20 protein-coding genes are annotated in these 19,980 nt (G+C 63.7%); 12 read left to right on the forward strand and 8 right to left on the reverse strand.

All coding sequences use genetic code 11. The annotated features are described in order from the left end of the window. Positions 1 to 12 precede the first annotated feature (12 nt). From sdhD to DCO45_RS05750, 3 genes are all read right to left on the reverse strand, one after another. Positions 13 to 378 carry a succinate dehydrogenase, hydrophobic membrane anchor protein gene (gene sdhD / locus DCO45_RS05740; RefSeq protein WP_116924949.1) on the reverse strand — a complete coding sequence of 122 codons (366 nt, stop codon included), beginning with the start codon at positions 376 to 378 and terminating at the stop codon, positions 13 to 15. 43 nt (positions 379 to 421) lie between these two features. Next, positions 422 to 856, reverse strand: coding sequence for a succinate dehydrogenase, cytochrome b556 subunit (gene sdhC, locus DCO45_RS05745; protein ID WP_116924950.1), 435 nt, complete (start codon positions 854 to 856; stop codon positions 422 to 424). A 135-nt stretch (positions 857 to 991) separates the two neighbouring features. Continuing rightward, complete coding sequence (locus DCO45_RS05750; RefSeq protein ID WP_021026923.1) at positions 992 to 1,786, reverse strand: GntR family transcriptional regulator; 795 nt, start codon at positions 1,784 to 1,786, stop codon at positions 992 to 994. Positions 1,787 to 2,063: 277 nt separating this feature from the next. Between DCO45_RS05750 and DCO45_RS05755 the strand changes: the two genes are divergently transcribed. The 6 genes from DCO45_RS05755 (at position 2,064) to DCO45_RS05780 (ending at position 8,832) form a co-directional block, all read left to right on the forward strand. Beyond that, on the forward strand, positions 2,064 to 3,050 hold the full coding sequence (locus tag DCO45_RS05755) for a malate dehydrogenase (protein WP_116924951.1): 987 nt from the start codon (positions 2,064 to 2,066) through the stop codon (positions 3,048 to 3,050). Between the two features lie 16 nt (positions 3,051 to 3,066). After that, positions 3,067 to 3,855 carry a trans-aconitate 2-methyltransferase gene (gene tam, locus DCO45_RS05760; protein ID WP_116924952.1) on the forward strand — a complete coding sequence of 263 codons (789 nt, stop codon included), beginning with the start codon at positions 3,067 to 3,069 and terminating at the stop codon, positions 3,853 to 3,855. 12 nt (positions 3,856 to 3,867) lie between these two features. Beyond that, complete coding sequence (locus DCO45_RS05765) at positions 3,868 to 4,854, forward strand: aldolase/citrate lyase family protein (RefSeq protein WP_116924953.1); 987 nt, start codon at positions 3,868 to 3,870, stop codon at positions 4,852 to 4,854. A 53-nt stretch (positions 4,855 to 4,907) separates the two neighbouring features. Further along, positions 4,908 to 5,501, forward strand: coding sequence for a hypothetical protein (locus tag DCO45_RS05770; RefSeq protein WP_116924954.1), 594 nt, complete (start codon positions 4,908 to 4,910; stop codon positions 5,499 to 5,501). A gap of 70 nt (positions 5,502 to 5,571) precedes the next feature. After that, a complete protein-coding gene (gene acnB, locus DCO45_RS05775) occupies positions 5,572 to 8,157 on the forward strand; it encodes a bifunctional aconitate hydratase 2/2-methylisocitrate dehydratase (protein WP_116924955.1) in 2,586 nt (861 codons plus the stop codon). Between the two features lie 225 nt (positions 8,158 to 8,382). Next, positions 8,383 to 8,832 carry a hypothetical protein gene (locus DCO45_RS05780; protein ID WP_116924956.1) on the forward strand — a complete coding sequence of 150 codons (450 nt, stop codon included), beginning with the start codon at positions 8,383 to 8,385 and terminating at the stop codon, positions 8,830 to 8,832. Between the two features lie 213 nt (positions 8,833 to 9,045). On the opposite strand, the gene DCO45_RS05785 is transcribed toward DCO45_RS05780, so the two are convergent. Beyond that, positions 9,046 to 9,339 (reverse strand): hypothetical protein, encoded by a 294-nt coding sequence (locus DCO45_RS05785; RefSeq protein WP_116924957.1) that lies wholly within the window; start codon positions 9,337 to 9,339, stop codon positions 9,046 to 9,048. 269 nt (positions 9,340 to 9,608) lie between these two features. On the opposite strand from DCO45_RS05785, the gene DCO45_RS05790 reads away from it, so the two are divergent. Further along, positions 9,609 to 10,286 carry a 7-cyano-7-deazaguanine/7-aminomethyl-7-deazaguanine transporter gene (locus DCO45_RS05790; RefSeq protein ID WP_116924958.1) on the forward strand — a complete coding sequence of 226 codons (678 nt, stop codon included), beginning with the start codon at positions 9,609 to 9,611 and terminating at the stop codon, positions 10,284 to 10,286. 311 nt (positions 10,287 to 10,597) lie between these two features. Here DCO45_RS05790 and bfr read toward each other — a convergent pair whose 3' ends face one another. Further along, positions 10,598 to 11,062: a bacterioferritin gene (gene bfr / locus DCO45_RS05795; RefSeq protein WP_116925234.1), complete on the reverse strand. Its 465-nt coding sequence runs from the start codon at positions 11,060 to 11,062 to the stop codon at positions 10,598 to 10,600. A gap of 208 nt (positions 11,063 to 11,270) precedes the next feature. Between bfr and DCO45_RS05800 the strand changes: the two genes are divergently transcribed. Then, the gene (locus tag DCO45_RS05800) at positions 11,271 to 12,089 is read left to right on the forward strand and encodes a nucleotidyltransferase domain-containing protein (RefSeq protein ID WP_243419258.1); all 819 of its coding nucleotides are present in this window, start codon (positions 11,271 to 11,273) and stop codon (positions 12,087 to 12,089) included. Here DCO45_RS05800 and DCO45_RS05805 read toward each other — a convergent pair whose 3' ends face one another. Continuing rightward, a complete protein-coding gene (locus DCO45_RS05805; RefSeq protein ID WP_116924960.1) occupies positions 12,090 to 12,998 on the reverse strand; it encodes a LysR family transcriptional regulator in 909 nt (302 codons plus the stop codon). A 180-nt stretch (positions 12,999 to 13,178) separates the two neighbouring features. Here DCO45_RS05805 and DCO45_RS05810 point away from each other — a divergent pair, with 180 nt between their 5' ends. The 3 genes from DCO45_RS05810 to DCO45_RS05820 all read left to right on the forward strand — a co-directional run bounded on the left by DCO45_RS05810 (position 13,179) and on the right by DCO45_RS05820 (position 17,132). Continuing rightward, positions 13,179 to 14,885, forward strand: coding sequence for an acyl-CoA dehydrogenase family protein (locus tag DCO45_RS05810; RefSeq protein ID WP_116924961.1), 1,707 nt, complete (start codon positions 13,179 to 13,181; stop codon positions 14,883 to 14,885). A gap of 82 nt (positions 14,886 to 14,967) precedes the next feature. After that, positions 14,968 to 15,963 (forward strand): tripartite tricarboxylate transporter substrate binding protein, encoded by a 996-nt coding sequence (locus tag DCO45_RS05815; protein ID WP_116924962.1) that lies wholly within the window; start codon positions 14,968 to 14,970, stop codon positions 15,961 to 15,963. Between the two features lie 26 nt (positions 15,964 to 15,989). Next, the gene (locus DCO45_RS05820; protein ID WP_116924963.1) at positions 15,990 to 17,132 is read left to right on the forward strand and encodes a CoA transferase; all 1,143 of its coding nucleotides are present in this window, start codon (positions 15,990 to 15,992) and stop codon (positions 17,130 to 17,132) included. Between the two features lie 75 nt (positions 17,133 to 17,207). On the opposite strand, the gene DCO45_RS05825 is transcribed toward DCO45_RS05820, so the two are convergent. Continuing rightward, positions 17,208 to 17,918, reverse strand: coding sequence for a DNA/RNA non-specific endonuclease (locus DCO45_RS05825; protein WP_116924964.1), 711 nt, complete (start codon positions 17,916 to 17,918; stop codon positions 17,208 to 17,210). Positions 17,919 to 18,012: 94 nt separating this feature from the next. Next, positions 18,013 to 18,912, reverse strand: a complete 900-nt coding sequence (locus tag DCO45_RS05830) for a LysR substrate-binding domain-containing protein (RefSeq protein ID WP_165841126.1) — start codon at positions 18,910 to 18,912, stop codon at positions 18,013 to 18,015. A 233-nt stretch (positions 18,913 to 19,145) separates the two neighbouring features. Here DCO45_RS05830 and DCO45_RS05835 point away from each other — a divergent pair, with 233 nt between their 5' ends. Continuing rightward, positions 19,146 to 19,946, forward strand: a complete 801-nt coding sequence (locus DCO45_RS05835) for an IclR family transcriptional regulator (RefSeq protein ID WP_021027677.1) — start codon at positions 19,146 to 19,148, stop codon at positions 19,944 to 19,946. The last annotated feature ends 34 nt before the right edge of the window (positions 19,947 to 19,980 follow it).

The following is a 19,980-nucleotide window of genomic DNA, read 5'->3' on the forward strand; positions in this document are numbered from 1 at the left end:
CAATCGCGGGTATCACAGACGCCACAGAACCTGCAGGCCCCAGCCGAGGCAGCCCACCAGCCAGACCAACACAAAAATCTGCAGCACCAGGCGCAGGCCGACGGGCTGGACGTAGTCCATGAAGATTTCACGCATGCCCACCCAGGCGTGGTAGGCCAGCGCCACCAGGGTGCCCACGGTGATGAACTTCATCCATTGCTGTGCAAAGATGCCAGCCCACTGTTCGTAGCCGATGGGGCCTTTGATGAGCAGCACCTGGGCCAGCAAGGCCACGGTGAACAAGGCCATCAGCAAACCGGTCACGCGCTGGGCCAGCCAGTCGCGCAAACCGTAGTGCGCACCGGTCACGACGCGTTTGGAGCCGTAATTGACGGACATGGGGAATCCTTTCTTATTTATCAGTAAATGCAGTCGCGGGCGATCAGTACAGGCCAAACAGCTTGGCACCCAGGATGGCGGTCAGCGCCAGGCTGATGGCAAAGCATGCGATGGCCGAGTTCTTGCCGAATTCCTTGTTGACCGACTTGTGCGAGACATCCATCCAGATGTGGCGCAGGCCAGCGCAGAAGTGGTGCAGGTAAGCCCAGATGAGCGCCAGCACGGCCAGCTTGATGAACCAGCCCGCAAAAATACCGGCGCCGGTGTTGAAGGCGGCGGTGAAGCGGGCGTAGGAGAATTCGGAAGAGATCGAGGTGTCGAGCAGCCAGATCACGAAGGGCAGCAGAAAGAACATCACCAGACCGCTGGCGCGGTGCAGGATCGACAGCTTGGCTGCTACCGGCAAGCGGTAGGTGGTGAGGTCCGAAATGGGGTTGATATTGCGAAACTCAGGCCGCTTCTTCGTGGTATCTGTCATGGTGTGAAATCTTTCGTGGATGTAACTGCTATGTAATCGCTAGGCTCAAACCTGCAAAATTTTATTGCAATGCAGCGCGCAGGTCTAAGGGTTTCTCTTTAACCCCGTGGTGACTACTCAGACTTGACCGGTGCATTAGCTCAGGGTATTGCTGTAATGGTGGGTGTCCGTCCGATAAAGACCTCGTCGTAATTCCATGGGAACATCGTTATAGGTGTAAGCGACACGCTCGACGCTCAGCAGGGGGGTCTGGCCGTCGATATCGAGCAATTGGGCCTGTGCCGCATCGGGTAGCACGGCACGCAGCTTTTCCTGGGCGCGCACCATGCGCACGCCGTACTCCACCTCGAACATCGCATAGGTGGCGCCGGGGTAGTCGCGCATCTGCTCGGCCGTCAGGCCCTTGAAGCTGCTGCTGGGCAGCCAGATGTCTTCGACAATCGTGGGAATGCCGGCAAACACCAGCACGCGGCGCACATGGATCAGCGACTCACCTGTGGGTACCTGCAGCAGCTTGCAGATCTCGCTGGCGCCCTTGATGCTGCGGCAGGAGATGATGTTGCGCTGTGCCGGGCCTTCTTCGTTGAGGTCGCCGCTGTCCGGAAGCAGACGCAAGAAGCGGTACTGCACATTGCGCTCGGCATGGGTGGCCACAAAGGTGCCCTTGCCCTGGCGGCGCAGCAGCAGGTTGTCGGCAGCCAGCTCGTCGATGGCCTTGCGCACGGTGCCTTGGCTGACGCGGTAGCGGGCGGCCAGCTCCATCTCGCTGGGGATCATCTCGCCCGGTTTCCAGGCGCCGGCCTCCAGGCTTTGCAGGATCAGGCCCTTGATTTGTTGGTAGAGGGGGCTGAATGCCGGGGTCGCACCACCCACGCTGTCGCCAGCGGACGTGATTCCGGTGTCGTTTGCATTGGGGGTGGAAGATGTCATGCGCTTGTCTTGGGAGAGATTCAATCTCTCAGGTGTCACAGTGGATGTGACATCCAACGGTTCAAATTTACAGCGCGCATTGTATAGCGCATCCGGGGTCAATCATATCTTATATAAGACATAAGACAAATTGACTGAGTGATCTGTTCAAGAGTACACTTACGCGCTGTTTACAGACCTGCCATCGGGGGATCCCGATCGCTGATTCCAGTCGTTTGACACCCTCTCCGATGCTGGCCTGCTTGGACACCTCATTTCTATTTTCTGGAGTTTTCCCATGAGCAAGAAGCCCGTACGTGTCGCCGTCACCGGTGCCGCTGGTCAAATCGGTTATGCCCTGTTGTTCCGCATCGCTTCGGGCGAAATGCTGGGCAAGGACCAGCCTGTCATCCTGCAACTGCTGGAAATTCCTGACGAGAAGGCACAGAACGCGCTCAAGGGCGTGATCATGGAGCTGGAAGACTGCGCTTTCCCGCTGCTGGCCGGTATCGAAGCCCACAGCGATCCGCTGCAAGCCTTCAAGGACACCGATTACGCGCTGCTCGTGGGTGCCCGTCCTCGCGGCCCAGGCATGGAGCGTGCTGACCTGCTGGCTGCCAATGCCCAGATCTTCACCGCCCAGGGCAAGGCCCTGAACGCTGTCGCTTCGCGCAACGTCAAAGTGCTGGTGGTCGGCAACCCTGCCAACACCAATGCCTACATCGCGATGAAGTCGGCTCCCGACCTGCCAGCGAAGAACTTCACCGCCATGCTGCGTCTGGACCACAACCGCGCTGCCTCGCAACTGGCTGCCAAGGCTGGCTTCAAGGTCGGCGACATCCGCAAGCTGACCGTCTGGGGCAACCACTCGCCCACCATGTACGCTGACTACCGTTTCGCGACCGTGGACGGCAAGTCGGTCAAGGACGCGATCAACGACCAGACCTGGAATAAGGACGTGTTCCTGCCTACCGTGGGCAAGCGTGGCGCCGCCATCATTGCCGCTCGTGGCCTGTCGTCGGCTGCATCGGCAGCGAATGCCGCCATCGACCACATGCGTGACTGGGCTCTGGGCTCGGCGGGCGAATGGGTGACCATGGGCGTGCCTTCGAACGGCGAATACGGCATCCCAGCGGGCATCATCTTCGGCTTCCCCGTGACCACCGAAAACGGCGAATACAAGATCGTCGAAGGTCTGGAAATCGACGCGTTCTCGCAAGAATGCATCGACAAGACCCTGGCTGAGCTGCAAGGCGAGCAAGACGGCGTCAAGCACCTGCTGTAATCCAAGGCCGATCCGCATGCTTGCATGGAATGCCCAGCTCTACAGCCGGTTCGAGGACGAGCGCACGCGCCCGGCCGCCGAACTGCTGGCGCGCGTGGCCCTGCCCAGCGATACCGCCTATGTGGTGGATCTGGGTTGCGGGCCGGGCAATTCCACCGAGCTGCTGGCCCAGCGCTTCGTGCAGGCACGGGTGCTGGGTATCGACCAGTCGCAAGACATGCTGGCCGCTGCGCGCCAGCGTCTTGCGCAGGTGCATTTTGAGCAGGGCGACATCGCCCACTGGCAGGCTCCACTGCACAACGGGCGTTTGCCCGACCTGATTTTTGCCAATGCGGCCCTGCAATGGGTGCCGGGCCACGCGCAGCTGCTGCCCCGCTTGATGGGCATGTTGGCCCCCGGTGGTGTGCTGGCCGTGCAGATGCCCGACAACCGCGATGAGCCCACCCACCGCCTGATGCGTGAGGTGGCAGCGCTGCAGCCCTGGGCTGCAGAAATCGGCGATCCGCATGCCTTGCGCACGGATTTGCTGTCTTTGAATGATTACTACGATGTGTTGGCCCGTGGTGCGCAGGTGGATGCCTGGCGTACGGCGTACCAGCACCCAATGGACAGTGCGGAGGCGATTGTCCAATGGGTTCGTGGCACGGGTCTGAGACCCTTTCTCCAGCCTCTGCGTGCCGAGTTGCAAACCAGCTTTGTGGCCGAGTACACCCGCCGCATCGATGCCGCCTACGGCCTGCGCAGCGATGGCCAGCGCCTGCTGGCCTTTCCCCGCTTGTTTTTGGTGGCCAAGCGCCCCATCTGACGATTAGTAGCCATGAGTGTCTCCGCCATCCATCCCGCACAGGTACTGCTGGGCGCCCAGTCTGGGGCCCTGGCACTGCCGGTCTGCGACCACTACAGCGGTGTGGAAGACCGCATGCGCAAAAGCCTGGCCTTGCAGGCACAGATGATGCAAGAGTTTGGCCGCTGCGTGTTCGATGTGACCTTGGACTGCGAAGACGGCGCGGCCGTCGGCCAGGAAAAGGCCCATGCCCGGCTGGTTGCGTCGCTGGCCAAGAACGCCGCGCCCGGCGCCCGGGTTGCTGCCCGCGTGCATGCGGCCGACCACGCCGCGCTGGCCGAAGATATCGCCACCATCGCCGGTGAGGCGGGCGAGCAGCTCTGCCACATTATGGTGCCCAAGGTCGAGTCGGTCGATGACATCGACCAGGTCGACCGCTTGCTGCAAGCGGCCACCAGCACCCCGGTGCCGCTGCATGCGCTGATCGAGTCGCCCCAGGCGGTGCACCGCGCTTTCGAGATTGCGGCCCACCCCCGCGTGCAAAGCATCAGCTTTGGCCTGATGGATTTTGTCTCTGCCCATGGCGGCGCCATCCCCTCGAGCGCGATGGGCGTGCAAGGCCAGTTCACGCATCCGCTGGTGCTGCGCGCCAAGCTGGAGATCGCAGCCGCCTGCCACGCCTACGGCAAGGTGCCCTCGCACTGCGTGGTGACCGAGTTCAAGAACCCCGATGCGATGGAGCAGGCGGCCCGCCGTGCCTACGGCGAGCTGGGCTACACCCGCATGTGGAGCATCCACCCCGCGCAGATCCGCCCCATCCTGCAGGCCTTCGCGCCCACGCAGAGCCAGGTCGATGAAGCGGCCCGTATTGTGCGGGCGGCGGCGGACGCCCAATGGGCACCGATCAGCGTCGACGGCGTCTTGCATGACCGTGCAAGTTATCGTTACTTTTGGCAAATTTTGGAGCGTGCCGCGCAGACGGGTTGTCCGTTGCCGGGTACAGTGCGGGAGTGGCTGTAACCATCCGGGTCCAGCCCTTTTCCTGTTTCTTGCGTTGTATCGCGGGAGTTGTTATGAAAAATCGCGTGATTTCTTTGTTGGTCCTGGTGCCTGCGCTGACGTTGTCCATGGGCAGCGTGCAGGCGCAAGAGAAAAAGGCGGCCAAGCCAGTGGCTGCCAAAACCACCGCCGCCAAGAAGGCACCGGCCAAAAAGGCCCCTGCCAAGCGTGCGTCCACCGCCAAAAAGGGCGCAGCGGTTGCCGCTGGTGCCGGCGCAGCCGCTGCGGCCGCGTCCATTCCTGCCCAGCAGACCCTGACCCCCGCCGAGCTGGCCATTGCCGAGCAGGTCTACCAAGGCCGCATCAGCTGCGAGCTGGGTGCCTCGATCAATATCGCCAAGGACTCGGTCAACCCCGGCTACTTCTTCGTTGAAGGCAAGGGCTTCAAGTACCACATGGCTCCCGTGGCCACCTCGACGGGCACCATCCGCCTGGAAGACCAGCACGCTGGCGCCATGTGGCTGCAAGTGGCCAACAAGTCGATGCTGATCAACCGCAAGCTCGGTCAGCGCCTGGCCGACGAATGCATGAGCCCTGAGCAAAACCAGGTTGCCGAAGCCATCAAGAAAAACCCACCTGCCGCACTGTTTGAAGGCAACGGCCGCTGATAAGAACAGCGGCGCGGCTGCCCGAGGCCTTGCGAGCGCCCCACCATTGAAATAGAGAACCGGAGAACGTATGTTGAAAGCCTACCGCGACCATGTGACTGAGCGTGCCGCTCTGGGCATCCCCCCACTGCCGCTGGATGCCAAGCAGGTCGCTGACTTGATCGAGCTGATCAAGAACCCGCCTGCCGGTGAAGAAGCATTTCTGCTCGATCTGCTGACCCACCGCGTGCCGCCAGGCGTGGACGATGCCGCCAAGGTCAAGGCTTCCTTCCTGGCAGCCGTGGCACATGGCGACCTGAAAGTGGCGCTGATCTCCAAGGCCAAGGCCACCGAGCTGCTGGGCACCATGGTGGGTGGTTACAACGTGCATCCGCTCATTGAGCTGCTCGATGACGCAGAAGTGGCCGCCGTGGCTGCCGATGCGCTCAAGAAGACGCTGTTGATGTTCGACTTCTTCAATGACGTCGCAGACAAGGCCAAGGCCGGCAATGCCAAGGCCAAGGAAGTGATGCAAAGCTGGGCCGACGCCGAGTGGTTCACCTCGCGCCCCGAAGTCGACAAGAAGATCACCGTCACCGTGTTCAAGGTGCCCGGCGAGACCAACACCGACGACCTGTCGCCTGCGCCAGACGCCTGGAGCCGCCCCGACATTCCTCTGCACTACCTCGCGATGCTGAAGAACACGCGTCCTGACGCGGCCTTCAAGCCTGAAGAAGACGGCAAGCGCGGCCCGATGCAGTTCATCGACGACCTGAAGAAAAAGGGCCACCTGGTGGCCTACGTCGGCGACGTGGTCGGCACCGGTTCTTCGCGCAAGTCGGCAACCAACTCCATCGTCTGGGCCACCGGCCAGGACATTCCCTTTGTGCCCAACAAGCGCTTTGGTGGTGTGACCCTGGGCGGCAAGATCGCTCCGATCTTCTTCAACACCCAGGAAGACTCGGGCTCGCTGCCGATTGAAGTGGACGTCTCCAAGCTGGAGATGGGCGACGTGATCGACGTGCTGCCCTACGACGGCAAGATCCTCAAGAACGGTGAGACCGTTGCCGAGTTCCAGCTCAAGAGCGATGTGCTGTTTGACGAAGTGCGCGCCGGCGGCCGTATCAACCTGATCATTGGCCGCTCGCTGACCGCCAAGGCCCGCGAAGCGCTGGGCCTGCCCGCATCGACCGTGTTCCGCCTGCCCCAGGCGCCTGCCGAATCCAAGGCCGGCTTCACCTTGGCGCAGAAGATGGTCGGCCGCGCTGTCGGTCTGCCAGAAGGCCAGGGCGTGCGCCCAGGCACCTACTGCGAACCGCGCATGACCACCGTGGGCTCGCAAGACACCACGGGCCCGATGACCCGCGATGAGCTCAAGGACCTCGCTTGCCTGGGCTTCTCCGCCGACATGGTGATGCAGTCCTTCTGCCACACGGCCGCCTACCCCAAGCCCGTGGACGTCAAGACCCACCGCGAACTGCCCAACTTCATCAGCAACCGCGGCGGCGTCGCCCTGCGTCCTGGTGATGGCGTGATCCACAGCTGGCTCAACCGCCTGCTGCTGCCTGATACCGTGGGCACCGGCGGTGACTCGCACACCCGTTTCCCGATCGGCATTTCCTTCCCCGCAGGCTCGGGCCTGGTGGCCTTCGGTGCTGCCACTGGCGTGATGCCGCTGGACATGCCTGAATCGGTGCTGGTGCGCTTCAAGGGCGAAATGCAGCCGGGCGTGACCCTGCGCGATCTGGTGCACGCGATTCCGCTGTACGCGATCAAGGCCGGTCTGCTGACCGTCGCCAAGGCCGGCAAGATCAACGAGTTCTCCGGCCGTATCCTGGAGATCGAAGGCCTGCCGGACCTGAAGGTCGAGCAAGCGTTCGAGCTGTCCGACGCGTCCGCCGAGCGCTCTGCCGCTGGCTGCACGATCAAGCTCAACCCCGAGCCGATCAAGGAATACCTGACCTCGAACGTGGTTCTGATGAAGAACATGATCGCCGACGGTTATGCCGATGCCAAGACGCTGCAGCGCCGTATCGAGAAGGTCGAAGCCTGGCTGGCCAAGCCCGAGCTGCTCGAAGCCGACAAGGACGCCGAATACGCGCACATCATCGAGATCGACCTGGCCGACATCAAGGAGCCTATCGTCTGCTGCCCCAACGATCCAGACGACGCCAAGTTCCTGTCCGAAGTGGCCGGCACCAAGATCGATGAAGCCTTCATCGGCTCGTGCATGACCAACATCGGCCACTTCCGCGCTGCAGCCAAGCTGCTGGGCGGCCAGCGTGACATCCCCGTCAAGCTGTGGGTGGCACCGCCCACCAAGATGGACCAGAGCGAGCTGATCAAGGAAGGCCATTACGCTGCCTTTGGTACCGCCGGTGCCCGCACCGAAATGCCCGGCTGCTCGCTGTGCATGGGCAACCAGGCCCAGGTGCGCGAAGGCGCGACGGTCATCTCGACCTCGACCCGCAACTTCCCCAACCGCCTTGGCAAGAACACCAATGTGTTCCTGGGCTCGGCCGAGCTGGCCGCGATCGCATCGCGCATCGGCAAGCTGCCCACCAAGGAAGAGTACCTCCAGGAAATGGGCGTGATCGATGCCGACAAGGCCTCCGTATACCGCTACATGAACTTCAACGAAATCTCGGAATACGCCGAGGTTGCCGAGAAGATCTAAGCCTTTTGGCCTGCGTGCAGGGGTTTGCAGCCTCTGCCCTTGCAACCCGCTTCGGCGGGTTTTTTTACGCCATTTGCGTGGGGTATGCATGCTGCGTCGTGCAGAAAAAACTGAGGTATGCACAATGTTCGCTGGCCGCAGGCTGGCGCCTGTGCGCCCGCGGGCCTGGCTGCGCCAGGTTTGCGCGCCCAAGTTTTGAAATGCCCGACTGGAGAAATGAGTCCGATGACGATGTGGAAATATGTGGTGGCGCTGCTGGTGCCTGGTGTGATGGCCAGTGCCAGCCTGGCGCAGGTGCAGAGTGGCGCCACGGACAGCGCAGCCTCTGCCGAGGTGACAACTGCGCAGGCGACGCCTTGCGACGGCGCGGTGATGTATGCGCTGGACAACTGGTACCAGGTGCAGCGCTGCGAAAGCGCGGGCTTCTTGCTGCCCGAAGACATTGCCCAGAGCAGCGCCGATTTTCTGGCCGCGCACCAGGGCATCGAGCAGGATGTGCGCAGCCAAAGCCCGCGCGCGCAGCAAGCGCTGGCCTTTGCCGGCACCAGCCCCTGGGACTGGAATGACCCGGGCAACCGCAGCACCTTGGAAAACCTCTGCCGCGATACCTTGCAGTCGCAAAAGCGCATGGTGACGGAGCCCAGCTGGCGCGAATCGCTCAGCTGCGCGCGCTGATAGAGCGGAGCGGGCAGGGCGCTCAAACTCCAAACGTCCAGCCTTTGTGGGGCTAACCAATCTGAAGCCTTGCAGCAGCCTGTAAAGCCAGGCTGCCCAGGCCGCCAGGGCCGTGTCGCCAAAGGATCCTCTGCAGAACCCTCGCCAAGCGGGATGGGCGTGGATCGCCCGAGACCGCGTTCAGACCACGGCAGGGAGTTTTGCAGAGGGTCCCTAGCCCAGGCGCACGTCGAAGTACGCCTCTTCCACGCCAATCCCCTGAAAGCCCGCCTGCCGCGCCTTGTCAAAGGCCTTGAGCCAGGCGCGTGCCAGCACCTCTTGCTGGGCGGAGATCTCACCGCCTTCGGCGGCATCGGTAAATGCACTCAGGGCTTCGCGCATGTCTTGTTGATCGGGGAAAAACTTGCCGATCTCTCTGGCAAAGCGCGCTTCTGCGCGGTGCTTGAGGGCGGGATCAATGCCGTGGCAATCCTGCAGGCTGATGGCGATCGGGGTAGAGACTTCCATAGATTAGGGTGACTGTTTAAATAAACAGTGTCTAGTATCCCTGCTAACTGTTTATTTGTACAGTTTTTTTATCGCGATAGTCACTGAATGTGTGTGTCGGCTGCGCTGCGCTGGCAAAGCGGGTGGGGCGGCCTTGGGCCCAGTGGCCACCCGGGTTTGCGCAGCGCGTATACAATACGGGCCCCTTGTGCCTGGGAACGCCGCATTGTTCCTGGGCCACTTTTCGTAGCCATGGGTTCCCTCGCCCCCATTGACCAAAAAGGAATGTCATGAACTCCGCTCATGCCGTGCAGACCCCTGTCTCGCGCGTGCCCTTCTATCTCTCCTTGCTGGTGGCCTTCCATATCGCCATCGTCATTGCCAGCAACTACCTGGTGCAGCTGCCCATCTCGCTGTTGGGTTTTCACAGCACCTGGGGGGCTTTCAGCTTTCCCTTTATCTTTCTGGCCACCGACCTGACCGTGCGTCTCATTGGCAAGGCTGAGGCGCGCCGCGTCATCACCCGCGCCATGCTGCCAGCGCTGCTGGTGTCCTATATCGTTGGCGTCATCTTTCATGAAGGGCGCTTCAATGGCTGGGAGGCGCTGCAGACCTTCAACAGTTTTGTCTTCCGCATTGCGCTGGCCAGCTTTGCCGCCTATGTGCTGGGGCAGTTGCTCGACATCCAGGTGTTTGACCGCATTCGCCAAAAGAGCCACGCCTGGTGGATGGCACCCGCTGCCGCCTCGGTGTTTGGCCAGGCGCTCGATACTGCTGCCTTTTTCTCCATCGCCTTCTGGCGCAGTGCCGACCCCTTCATGGCCGCCAACTGGGTGGAGATCGCACTGGTGGACTATGTGATCAAGCTGGCGGTGAGCCTGCTGCTGTTTGTGCCCGCCTATGGCGTGGTGCTGGCCGCGCTGGTGCGCTCGATGCGCATGCCGGCGGCGCCTGCTGCGGCATCCTGAGAGCCTTTGGCAGGTGCCAGCGCGCAGAAATCGCCCGATTTCACTCCAACCCGCAGGGACAGTGGCTTTGCGCTGCCCGGGAAGGGAGCGGTCTGCGTCGTTGCAAATCCTCGCAATAGCCGGGCTATTGCTGCGGTATTGCGCGGCTGGGCGCCCCCCTCGCATCCCATCTCGCAAAGACACTGTCGCGGCGCGAGGAGACTTTGAACAGGTTCTAAGCTACATGCCGCAATAACAAAGGCCGCCAGAATCAAATCTGGCGGCCTTATGCATGGGGCGGTGCGCTTTGGTGGCGCACGGCGCCGTACCAATCAGGTCTGGCTTTGCAGGTAGTTGGGCAGGCCCATCATATGGATCAGGCCGAGTTGCTTTTCCAGCCAGTAGGCATGGTCTTCTTCGGTGTCGCGCAGCTGGGCCAGCAGAATGTCGCGGCTCACATAGTCGCTGTGCTTCTCGCACAGTTCCATGCCCTGGCGCAGGCCGGCACGCACTTCGTATTCGGTGTCCAGGTCCTTTTGCAGCATCTCGGGCACGGTCGCGCCGGGCGTGAATTCCTTGGGGCGCATATCGGGGCGGCCGCCCAGCATCAGGATGCGGCGCAGCAGTGCGTCGGCATGCTGGGTCTCTTCCTGCATCTCATGGTCCAGGCGGGTGAACAGCTTGGTAAAGCCCTGGTCTTCGTAAATGCGCGAGTGGGCAAAGTACTGGTCGCGTGCGGCCAATTCGCCACGCAGCAGGTCCTTGAGGTAGTCGACGACGTCGGGATGGCCTTGCATGTTCTTGTTCTCGGGTGAGTTTGCGAAGCCTGCAGTATCGCGTGTCTGCGTGCGCTTGGTTGCGAAAGCAGCCAAATGCCCATGTAGCACCGCTCTGGATGCGGGCTGTAAGCAGATGCATTCGCATTGCCTATGCAGCCAGTGCGGCTCGGGTCAGGGCTGGGTCGCACCGGTTCTGGCAAGATCAACGGTTTTGAAGGGAGCGAGCGTGAACCCATCCGAAGCCTGGCAAGAGCAAGTGCACCCCATCGACCCGGCAGTGCGCGCCGACATCGAAGCCAAGCTGGCGCAGATCGAGATCGAGCACCAGGTGCGCATTCTGTTTGCCTGCGAGTCCGGCAGCCGGGGCTGGGGCTTTGCATCGCCCGACAGTGACTACGATGTGCGCTTTATCTATGCACCGCGCCTGCCCTGGTACCTGAGCGTGAGCGAGCAGCGCGATGTGATCGAGCTGCCTATCTCCGATGTCTTCGATGTCAATGGCTGGGAGCTGCGCAAGGCGCTGGGCCTGCTCAAAAAGGGCAATGCCACCTTGATCGAATGGTTTGATTCTCCCGTGGTCTACCAGGCCGATCCGCTGTTTGTGGCCGACATGCGCGCCGCCATCGAGCGCGTGCACCTACCCGAGCGCACGCACTACCACTACCTGCACATGGCGCGCAAAAACTACCGCGAGTACCTGCAGGGCGAGACGGTGCGGCTCAAGAAATACCTCTATGTGCTGCGCCCGCTGCTGGCCTGCCTGTGGCTGGCCGAGGGCCGGGGCGTGGCACCGATGCGCTTTCAGGATCTGGTCGATGGCACGGTCGCTGACCCGGCCGTGCTTGACGCGATTGCGGCGCTGCTGGTGGTCAAGCGCGCGGCCAAGGAGTCCGAGCATGGTGCCGCGATGCCGGTGCTCAATGACTTTATCGAGACGACCTTGGCGCAGCTGGAAGCCGCCCCCGCGCCGCAGACACCGAGCGTGGACTTTGCGCCGCTCGATGATTTGCTGCTGCGCACCGTGCTGAGCGGCCACACGGGTTGATCAGGCGCCTGGGTCAGGGGCTTGCACGGCCTGCACGGCGGATTGCAGGCTGAGCAGCAGCTTGTGCACCAGCGGGTTGTCTGGCTGGCTGCGCCAGACCGCCAGCAGCTCGGACTGCGGCTGCTCGCCCAAGAGCGGGATGAACACCACATCGGGCATGCCCACGCGCTGCAGCGCGGCGGGCACAATGGCCGCGCCCTGGCCCAGCGACACGAGCGACAGCACCGACAGCCAGTGCCGCACCTCATGCCGCACCTCGGGCGCAAAGCCATGGGCCATGCACATCTGGTAGATGCGCTGGTGGTAGAGCGGCGAGACAGCGCTGGAGAACAGCACCAGGCGCTCGTGCTTGAGCTGCGCCAGATCGAGCGCGGCATGGCCCGCCAGCGCATGCGGGCGCGGCAGGCAGGCCACAAAGGGCTCTTGCATCAGCAGCTGGCTGCGCAGGCCTTCGGGCAGCATCACCGAATGCACCAGGCCCATGTCCAGCTCGGCCTGCTGCAGGCCCAGCAGCTGCTCGGCGCTGTTGAGCTCGCGCATGTCGATGCGCACCTGCGGATGCGCGTTCTGAAAATGGGCCAAAGCCTGGGGCACGCCCCGGTAGAGCGCCGAGCCGACAAAGCCCAGGCGCAGATGGCCGCGCACGCCCTGGCCGACATCGCGCGTCTCCTGCGCCGCCTGCCCGGCCAGCGCCAACAGTTGGCGCGCGCGTGGCAGCAGGTGGGCGCCGGCAGCGGTCAGGCGCACGCCCTTGCTGCTGCGCTCAAACAGCGCAGCGCCAATTTCTTCTTCCAGCTGGCGGATGGCGACCGACAGCGGCGGCTGCGAGATGGACAGGCGCTGGGCCGCCCGGCTGAAGTGCAGCTCTTCGGCCAGCGTTGCAAAGTAGTTCAGCAGCCGCAGCTCCATGGGGGCTCCTATCTATATTTAATACGTATCGATAAAGATTTTAATAATATTTGACGCGAATAGCGCTGGCTGCTGAAATGGCGCAAAACCTCGCGACCCGAGCGCGAACCCGCGCACAAAACACGCCTAACCATGCGAGCCGGCAGAGCATCGCCGCCAGCCCGCCATCAGGAGACCCGCATGTCCGCACCGGACCCATCCCAGCGCAGCGCCATGGCGCAGGTGGCGCAAGCCCATGCCCACCCCGTGCCCGATCGCCACGGCAGCAATTTCTACAGCACCGACCCGGCTTTGCAGCAGCTCTTGCAGCTCTACCTGCCCGCCGATCTGCTGGCCCATCTGCAGCCCTATCTGCAGCGCATGGGCGAGCTCGCAGGCGGCCGCATCGATGAGCTGGCCAGCATTGCCGACAAGAACCCGCCCACGCTGGAGCACCGCAGCCGCGCCGGGGAAGACCGCCAGCGCATCATCAAGCACCCGGCCTATGAAGAGCTCGAACGCATTGCCTATGGCGAGTTCGGCCTGCAGGCGATCTCGCACCGCGACGACATGCTGGGCTGGCAGGGCAAGATGCCGCCCATCGTCAAATATGCGCTGACCTATCTCTTTGTGCAGTCCGAGTTTGGCCTGTGCTGCCCCTTGTCGATGACCGATTCGCTCACGCGCACCTTGAAGAAGTTCGGCGCGCCGGAGCTGGTCGCCAAGTACCTGCCGCAGCTGCTGTCGCTGGACTGGGACAGCCAGGCCCAGGGCGCCATGTTCATGACCGAGCAGGCCGCCGGCTCCGACATCTCCAACACCCAGACCCTGGCCCAACCGCAGGCCGATGGCAGCTGGCGCGTGACGGGTGACAAATGGTTCTGCTCCAACCCTGATGCCGAGTTTGCGATGGTGCTGGCCCGTGTCGAAGGCGCGCCCGCTGGCATGAAGGGCATCTCGCTCTTTTTGCTGCCGCGCAAGCTCGATGACGGCAGCCAGAACCACTACCGCATCATTCGCCTCAAGGACAAGCTGGGCACCAAGTCGATGGCCAGCGGCGAGATCCGCATGGAAGGCGCCACGGCCTACCTGATCGGCGAGCAGGGCCGGGGCTTTGTGCAGATGGCCGACATGGTCAACAACTCGCGCCTGTCCAATGGTGTGCGCTCGGCCGGCATGATGCGCCGCGCGGTCGCCGAGGCCGAGTTTGTCGCCAGCGAGCGCGTGGCCTTTGGCAAGCGCCTGCAGGACATGCCGCTGATGCAGCGCCAGCTCGACAAGCTGCGCGTGCCCGCCGAGCAGGCGCGCTCCATGGTGTTCCAGACCGCGCAGACCCTGATGCGCTCGGACGCGGGCGACAAGGAGGCCTATGCGCTGCTGCGCATCCTGACGCCGATGATCAAGTTCCGCGCCTGCCGCGATGCGCGCAAGGTGACCGGTGACGCGATGGAAGTGCGCGGCGGCTGCGGCTATATCGAGGAATGGACGGACCCGCGCCTGGTGCGCGATGCCCACCTGGGCTCCATCTGGGAAGGCACCAGCAATATCGTCGCGCTCGATGTCGTGCGCGCCATCCAGCGGGAAGGCTCGCTGCCGGTGCTGCAGGCCTATCTGCACGGCCTGCTGGCGCATTGCAGCATCAGCGCAGGCTACCGCCAGACGCTGGATGCCGCTCTGGCCCGCGCCAGCGCGCTGGCCGAGCGTGCCGCGCAAGACGGCGGCGCGGTGCTGGCCCGCCAGGCTGCCACCGGTCTGTACAACTGCACCACCGCCATTGCGATGGCCTGGGAAGCCGGCCAGATCGACTCGGCCGAGCGCCTGCGTCTGTCGCAACTGGTGCTGCTGCACCGCGTGTTGCCGCGCGACCCGTTGGCGAGCGACGCCATTCCCGCCGATTGGCTGGACTGAATAACAGATACGCAGACCGGCAGAGACACCCCCATCAATACGCAGGCAGCAGACCTGCATCCCTCAATACATGGAGACAAACATGCAAAAATTTTCCTTGAACACGGCGGCGCTCGCCCTCGCATGCCTGGCCGGGCTGGGTGGCGTGGGCATCGCCTCGGCGCAAGCCGCTGACAAATTCCCCGACCGTCCGATCATGTTCACCGTACCCTTCCCACCGGGCGGCCCCACCGATGCGATGGCCCGCATTCTGGCGACCGAGCTGACGCGCGAGCTGGGCCAGAGCGTAGTGGTGGAGAACCGCGCGGGCGCAGGCGGCAATATCGGCGCCGAGTATGTGGCGCGCGCCAAGCCCGATGGCTACACCATCATGTTCGGCACCTCGGGGCCGCTGGCGATCAACAAGAGCTTGTACAAGTCGATCAGCTACGACCCGCGCACCAGCTACGCGCCCATCATCTATGTGGGCTACCTGCCCAATATCCTGGTGGTGAAGGCCAGCCTGCCAGCCGACAACGTGCAGGGCCTGATCGCGCTGGACAAGGCCCAGCCCGGCAAGCTCAATTTCGCGTCATCGGGCAATGGCGCTTCGTCGCACCTGGCCGGGGTCATGTTCAACAACCTGGCGGGCACCAAGCTGCAGCACATTCCCTACAAGGGCACGGGCCCGGCGCTCAATGATTTGCTGGCGGGACAGGTCGACATGAGCTTTACCGATATCCTCACGGCCATGCCCTATATCAAGGCAGGCAAGGTCAAACCGCTGGGCGTAGCCACCGCGCGCCGCTCCAGCGCCTTGCCCGACATTCCCACCGTGGCCGAGCAGGGCATGGCCGGGTATGACGTGGGTGTTTTCTTCGGTGTCGTCGCCCCCAAGGGCACGCCGCCCGAGCGTGTGCAGGTGCTCAACCAGGCCTTCTCCAAGGCGCTGGATTCGGACAGTGTGAAAAAGGCCTTTGCCGCGCAGGGCCTGGAGGCATCACCGGACCGGTCGCCCGCCTATCTGGGGCGCTTTATCGGTACTGAAGTAGACAAATGGCAGGCAGTGGTGCAGCAGTCGGGTGTGACGCTGGACTGATCCAACGGAAAACGGAAAAACGGACCATGACAACAACACAGGCGGCCCAAGCAGGCGCTTTGCAGGGCATCAAGGTGCTCGATCTCTCGCGCATTCTGGGCGGGCCGCTGTGCGGCCAGATCCTGGGCGACCATGGCGCCGATGTGCTCAAGGTCGAGCCGCCGCAAGGCGACGATACGCGCAGCTGGGGCCCGCCGTTCCGCGAAGGCGTGGCCTCGTACTACCTGGGTCTGAACCGCAACAAGCGCGTGCAGTTCATGGACTTGGCGAGTGCCGAAGGCCAGGCCCAGGTGCGCGCTTTGATGGCGCAGGCCGATGTGGTGGTCGAGAACTTCAAGACCGGCACGATGGAGAAATGGGGCATTGGCTACGAGCAGATGCAGCAGCAGTTTCCGCACCTGGTCTGGTGCCGCGTCACCGGCTTTGGCGCCGATGGCCCGCTGGGCAGCCTGCCCGGTTATGACGCGGCCATCCAGGCCATGGCCGGGCTGATGAGCATCAACGGCGAGGCCGACCGCGACCCGCTGCGTGTGGGCCTGCCGGTGGTCGACATGGTCACCGGCCTCAATGCGGTGATCGGTGTACTGCTGGCGCTGCATGAGCGCGGCCGCAGCGGCCTGGGCCAGCTGGTCGATGCCTCGCTGTACGACGCGGGCATCTCGCTCTTGCACCCGCATGCCGCCAATTGGTTCATGAACGGCAAGATCCCCGGCCGCTCCGGCAATGCCCACCCCAATATCTACCCCTACGATGTGGTGAACACCGGCAAGGCGCCTATTTTCCTGGCCGTGGGCAATGACCGCCAGTTCCGCCTGATGTGCCAGCACCTGGGGCAGGAGGCCCTGGCCGATGACACGCGCTTTGCCACCGCCGGCCAACGCTCAATAAACCGTGATGTGCTCAAGCCGCTGCTTGAAAAAGCCTTTGCCGCGCACGACGGCGTGCAACTGGCCCAAGACCTGATGGCCATTGGCGTGCCCGCCGCGCCGGTGCTGAATGTGGAGCAGGCCTTGCAAGCGCCGCACACCGCGCACCGCGAGATGGTTGTGAAGATGGGCGACTACACCGGCCTGGGCGCCCCGGTCAAACTCAGCCGCACGCCCGCGTCCTACCGCTTTGCGCCGCTGAGCGAAGGCACGGCGTTTTTGGATGCGGCCAACGACCACTGAGCCGCACCATTCACCCGCGAAGGCCCATGTCTGCGCATTGCAGCATGGGCCTTTTTTCTGAGCCAGGGACTGTGCTCAGTCCAGCAGGCGAATGCCCGTGCGCTGCACAAACTCCGCGTAGCTGAGGGGCTTGCCCGCCTTGGTCGATGGCTGGTTGTCCTGCAGATGCACCCAGCGCTGGCCGGTCGCTGGGTCGTAGACCATCTTGAACACGGCATCGGGCACCCAGACCTGGCCGTCTCCGATGGTGCGGTGCTGCTTGCCAAAAACCGGGCCGGTGATGACAAAGACATCGCCCTTGGCGCGGCGGATATAGCGGCGCGTGTCCTGCTCGATCTGCGACCAGGGCTTGCCGTTCTGGGTCGGGTCCTGTGGCACCATATTCGCCAGCGAATAGCTTTGGGCCTTGCCGTACTTGGTGCTCATGTCACCGGCCGCAGCCATATGGCCACGGCTGAGGCCCGAGCGCCGGTAGTCCGACAGCTGGGCGCGTTCGCGCGCGGGCAGACGGGCTTCTTCGTAGAACTTGTCGCTGCGCTTCAAGTCCTTGGCCTGGTCCAGCATGCGGGCGTTCAGGCGCTGGGCCACAAAGATCGGCGTCTTGGTCTGGCCCGAATGCAGCACGGCAAACTCTTCAAAACACAAAGGACGCAATTGGCCGTAGGCACTGGTGCTGGGCGGCTTGCCCGAGAAGAACTGCGGGCAGTCATCAAAGCCTGCAGCCAGGGCAGGGGCGGCGGCGCACAGCAGCGCTGGCGCCAAGTAAACAGAGAGGCGGGAAAACATAAGCGCGCAAGTGTTGCACAAGATGGGCCCGCCGGGGACAAAGGCCGGGCAGGCCGTCGGCTATGCGGGCCGTGGATGGCGCTCGCTGCAATGCCTAGTGGGCCGCTTCCTGCAGAAAGGTCCATAGCTGCAGCGCCTGGGGCGGCAGCTGGGCGGGGTCGCGGCAGGCCAGCACCAGCTGGCGTGCGGCCCAGTCGGCGCTCAGCGGCCGCAGGCGCAGCCGGGCCTGGGGCCAGCGCAGAGTGGCGCATTCGGCAGCGGTGCGCGGCACCAGCGCAGCGCCCAGGCCCATCGCGACCCAGTCGCACAGGGCTTCGAGGTGCGGGGCCAGCGCGCGGTAGCGCAGCGCCACGCCCGCCTGCAGTGCCTGCGCGGCCATCAGCTGGTGCAGCGCATGCTGGGGCAGCAGGCCCAGGAGCGCAATGTCCTTGAGGTGGTGCAGTTGCACATCCTGGGGCAGGGCGGCCAAGAGGCGCGTCGTGCCCAGCAGCACCAGCGGGTCATCGCGCCAGACCTGGGTGTGCAGGCTGCCCGCAGGTACGGCGTTGGAGAGCACGCCCATATCCGCCTCACCGGCCATCAGCGCGCGCGCAATCGCATCGCTGGTGCATTCGCGCAGCTCCAGGCGCAGCTGCGGGTTGGCTTGCATAAACGCGCCCAGCGGCGCAATCAGGTGCTCGCTGATCGCTGAGGTGTTGGCCAGCAGCTCAATGCGCGTGCCCAGGCCCTGGCCAAAGGCCTGCATGTCGCCGGCGAGCTGCTCCATCTGCAGCAGCATGCGGCGGGCATGGGGCAGCAGCACGGCCCCCGCCTCGGTCGCTGTGACCCCGCGCTTGCTGCGGTGGAGCAAGGGCGCGCCCAGCACCGTCTCCATGCCGCGAATGCGCTCGCTGGCCGATGCCAGGGTGATATGGCAGCGCTCTGCCCCCTGGGTGATGGTGCCGGACTCCAGCGTATGGACAAAAAGGCGCAGGTCTTGCAGGTCAAAGCGCATGGCGGGCGGGAAGCGGTGTCGTGGGGGATGCGCCATGGTAGCGGTCTGCCGCGATGCTGGCTATGGATTTTCCATAGTGATCATTCGGAAGGCATCACCGTTGAAGGGATGGAACCGCATTCCTATGGAAAAGAAGAATGCTTTGGCCTCTGTATGCGTCGAATGGCAGGAGAGCGCGCAGTGCATGCAGCTGGCGACCCTGAACCCTCTTGCGCTGGGGTATGCTACGGCGCATGGCTACTTCGTCTTCTGAAAGCAGTGTTGCCGGCACGGCAGCGTTTTCCAAGTTCATGCGCGTGCTGCAGCTGGTGGCAGATGGCAGCGAGCCGCTGGGCATTGCCGAGATGGCCAAGGCAACGGGTTTTCCGCGCCCGACGGTGCACCGCATTGTGGCGGCGCTGCAGGCCGAGCGCATGCTGGTGGAAGTGGGGAGCACGCGCTGCTGGACCCTGGGCCCGCGCCTGGTGCAACTGGCCAGCCGCAGCTGGAGCCGCTCGGGCCTGCGCATGGCAGCGACCCAGGCGTTGCGTGATCTGCGCGATGCCACGCAGGAGACCATCCATTTTGCCGTGCCCTCGGGCCACAGCATGGTCTATATCGAAAAGCTCGAGAGCGACAGCGCCGTGCAGATGTCATCGCGCATTGGCACCAGCGTGAACCTGTACTCCACCGCCGTGGGCAAGGCCTACCTGGCCGCGCTGCCTCCCGGCGATGCCAGTGCGCTGATGGCAGAGCTGAGCTATGCGCCGCTGACGGCGCAGACGGTGGGCGATGCGCAGGCGCTGCAGCAGCAGGTGGACGCAGTGCGCCAACGCGGCTGGTCCACCGATGCGCAAGAAAATGAAGAGGGCATTTACTGCTTTGGCGCTGCGGTGCTGGGGCCGGACGGCAGCCCCGTGGCCGCCATCAGCGTCAGCACCTTGCTGTTCCGCCAGCGCGAAGATGTGCAGGCCGCCTATATCCAGCCGCTGCTGCGCACCTGCCGTGCGATTGCCCAGCAGCTGGCGCAAAACCCCAATCTGGTGCATGGCTGATAGTTTGTGCGCAGGCTGGCGCACTCCGCACCAA

The sequence above is a fragment of the Comamonas sp. JNW genome (assembly GCF_003105075.1).
Taxonomy (GTDB): Bacteria; Pseudomonadota; Gammaproteobacteria; order Burkholderiales; family Burkholderiaceae_C; genus Comamonas; species Comamonas squillarum.

Bases quoted from the DNA above. Each gene is read 5' to 3' on its own strand.
- DCO45_RS05815 (WP_116924962.1), top strand. From the start codon at position 14,968: ATGCAAAAATTTTCCTTGAACACGGCGGCGCTCGCCCTCGCATGCCTG.
- DCO45_RS05765 (WP_116924953.1), top strand. From the start codon at position 3,868: ATGAGTGTCTCCGCCATCCATCCCGCACAGGTACTGCTGGGCGCCCAG.
- DCO45_RS05830 (WP_165841126.1), bottom strand. From the start codon at position 18,912: ATGCGCTTTGACCTGCAAGACCTGCGCCTTTTTGTCCATACGCTGGAG.
- DCO45_RS05755 (WP_116924951.1), top strand. From the start codon at position 2,064: ATGAGCAAGAAGCCCGTACGTGTCGCCGTCACCGGTGCCGCTGGTCAA.
- DCO45_RS05780 (WP_116924956.1), top strand. From the start codon at position 8,383: ATGACGATGTGGAAATATGTGGTGGCGCTGCTGGTGCCTGGTGTGATG.
- sdhC (WP_116924950.1), bottom strand. From the start codon at position 856: ATGACAGATACCACGAAGAAGCGGCCTGAGTTTCGCAATATCAACCCC.
- bfr (WP_116925234.1), bottom strand. From the start codon at position 11,062: ATGCAAGGCCATCCCGACGTCGTCGACTACCTCAAGGACCTGCTGCGT.
- DCO45_RS05820 (WP_116924963.1), top strand. From the start codon at position 15,990: ATGACAACAACACAGGCGGCCCAAGCAGGCGCTTTGCAGGGCATCAAG.
- DCO45_RS05835 (WP_021027677.1), top strand. From the start codon at position 19,146: ATGGCTACTTCGTCTTCTGAAAGCAGTGTTGCCGGCACGGCAGCGTTT.
- DCO45_RS05825 (WP_116924964.1), bottom strand. From the start codon at position 17,918: ATGTTTTCCCGCCTCTCTGTTTACTTGGCGCCAGCGCTGCTGTGCGCC.
- DCO45_RS05770 (WP_116924954.1), top strand. From the start codon at position 4,908: ATGAAAAATCGCGTGATTTCTTTGTTGGTCCTGGTGCCTGCGCTGACG.
- sdhD (WP_116924949.1), bottom strand. From the start codon at position 378: ATGTCCGTCAATTACGGCTCCAAACGCGTCGTGACCGGTGCGCACTAC.
- DCO45_RS05790 (WP_116924958.1), top strand. From the start codon at position 9,609: ATGAACTCCGCTCATGCCGTGCAGACCCCTGTCTCGCGCGTGCCCTTC.
- DCO45_RS05810 (WP_116924961.1), top strand. From the start codon at position 13,179: ATGTCCGCACCGGACCCATCCCAGCGCAGCGCCATGGCGCAGGTGGCG.
- DCO45_RS05750 (WP_021026923.1), bottom strand. From the start codon at position 1,786: ATGACATCTTCCACCCCCAATGCAAACGACACCGGAATCACGTCCGCT.
- DCO45_RS05805 (WP_116924960.1), bottom strand. From the start codon at position 12,998: ATGGAGCTGCGGCTGCTGAACTACTTTGCAACGCTGGCCGAAGAGCTG.
- acnB (WP_116924955.1), top strand. From the start codon at position 5,572: ATGTTGAAAGCCTACCGCGACCATGTGACTGAGCGTGCCGCTCTGGGC.
- DCO45_RS05785 (WP_116924957.1), bottom strand. From the start codon at position 9,339: ATGGAAGTCTCTACCCCGATCGCCATCAGCCTGCAGGATTGCCACGGC.
- tam (WP_116924952.1), top strand. From the start codon at position 3,067: ATGCTTGCATGGAATGCCCAGCTCTACAGCCGGTTCGAGGACGAGCGC.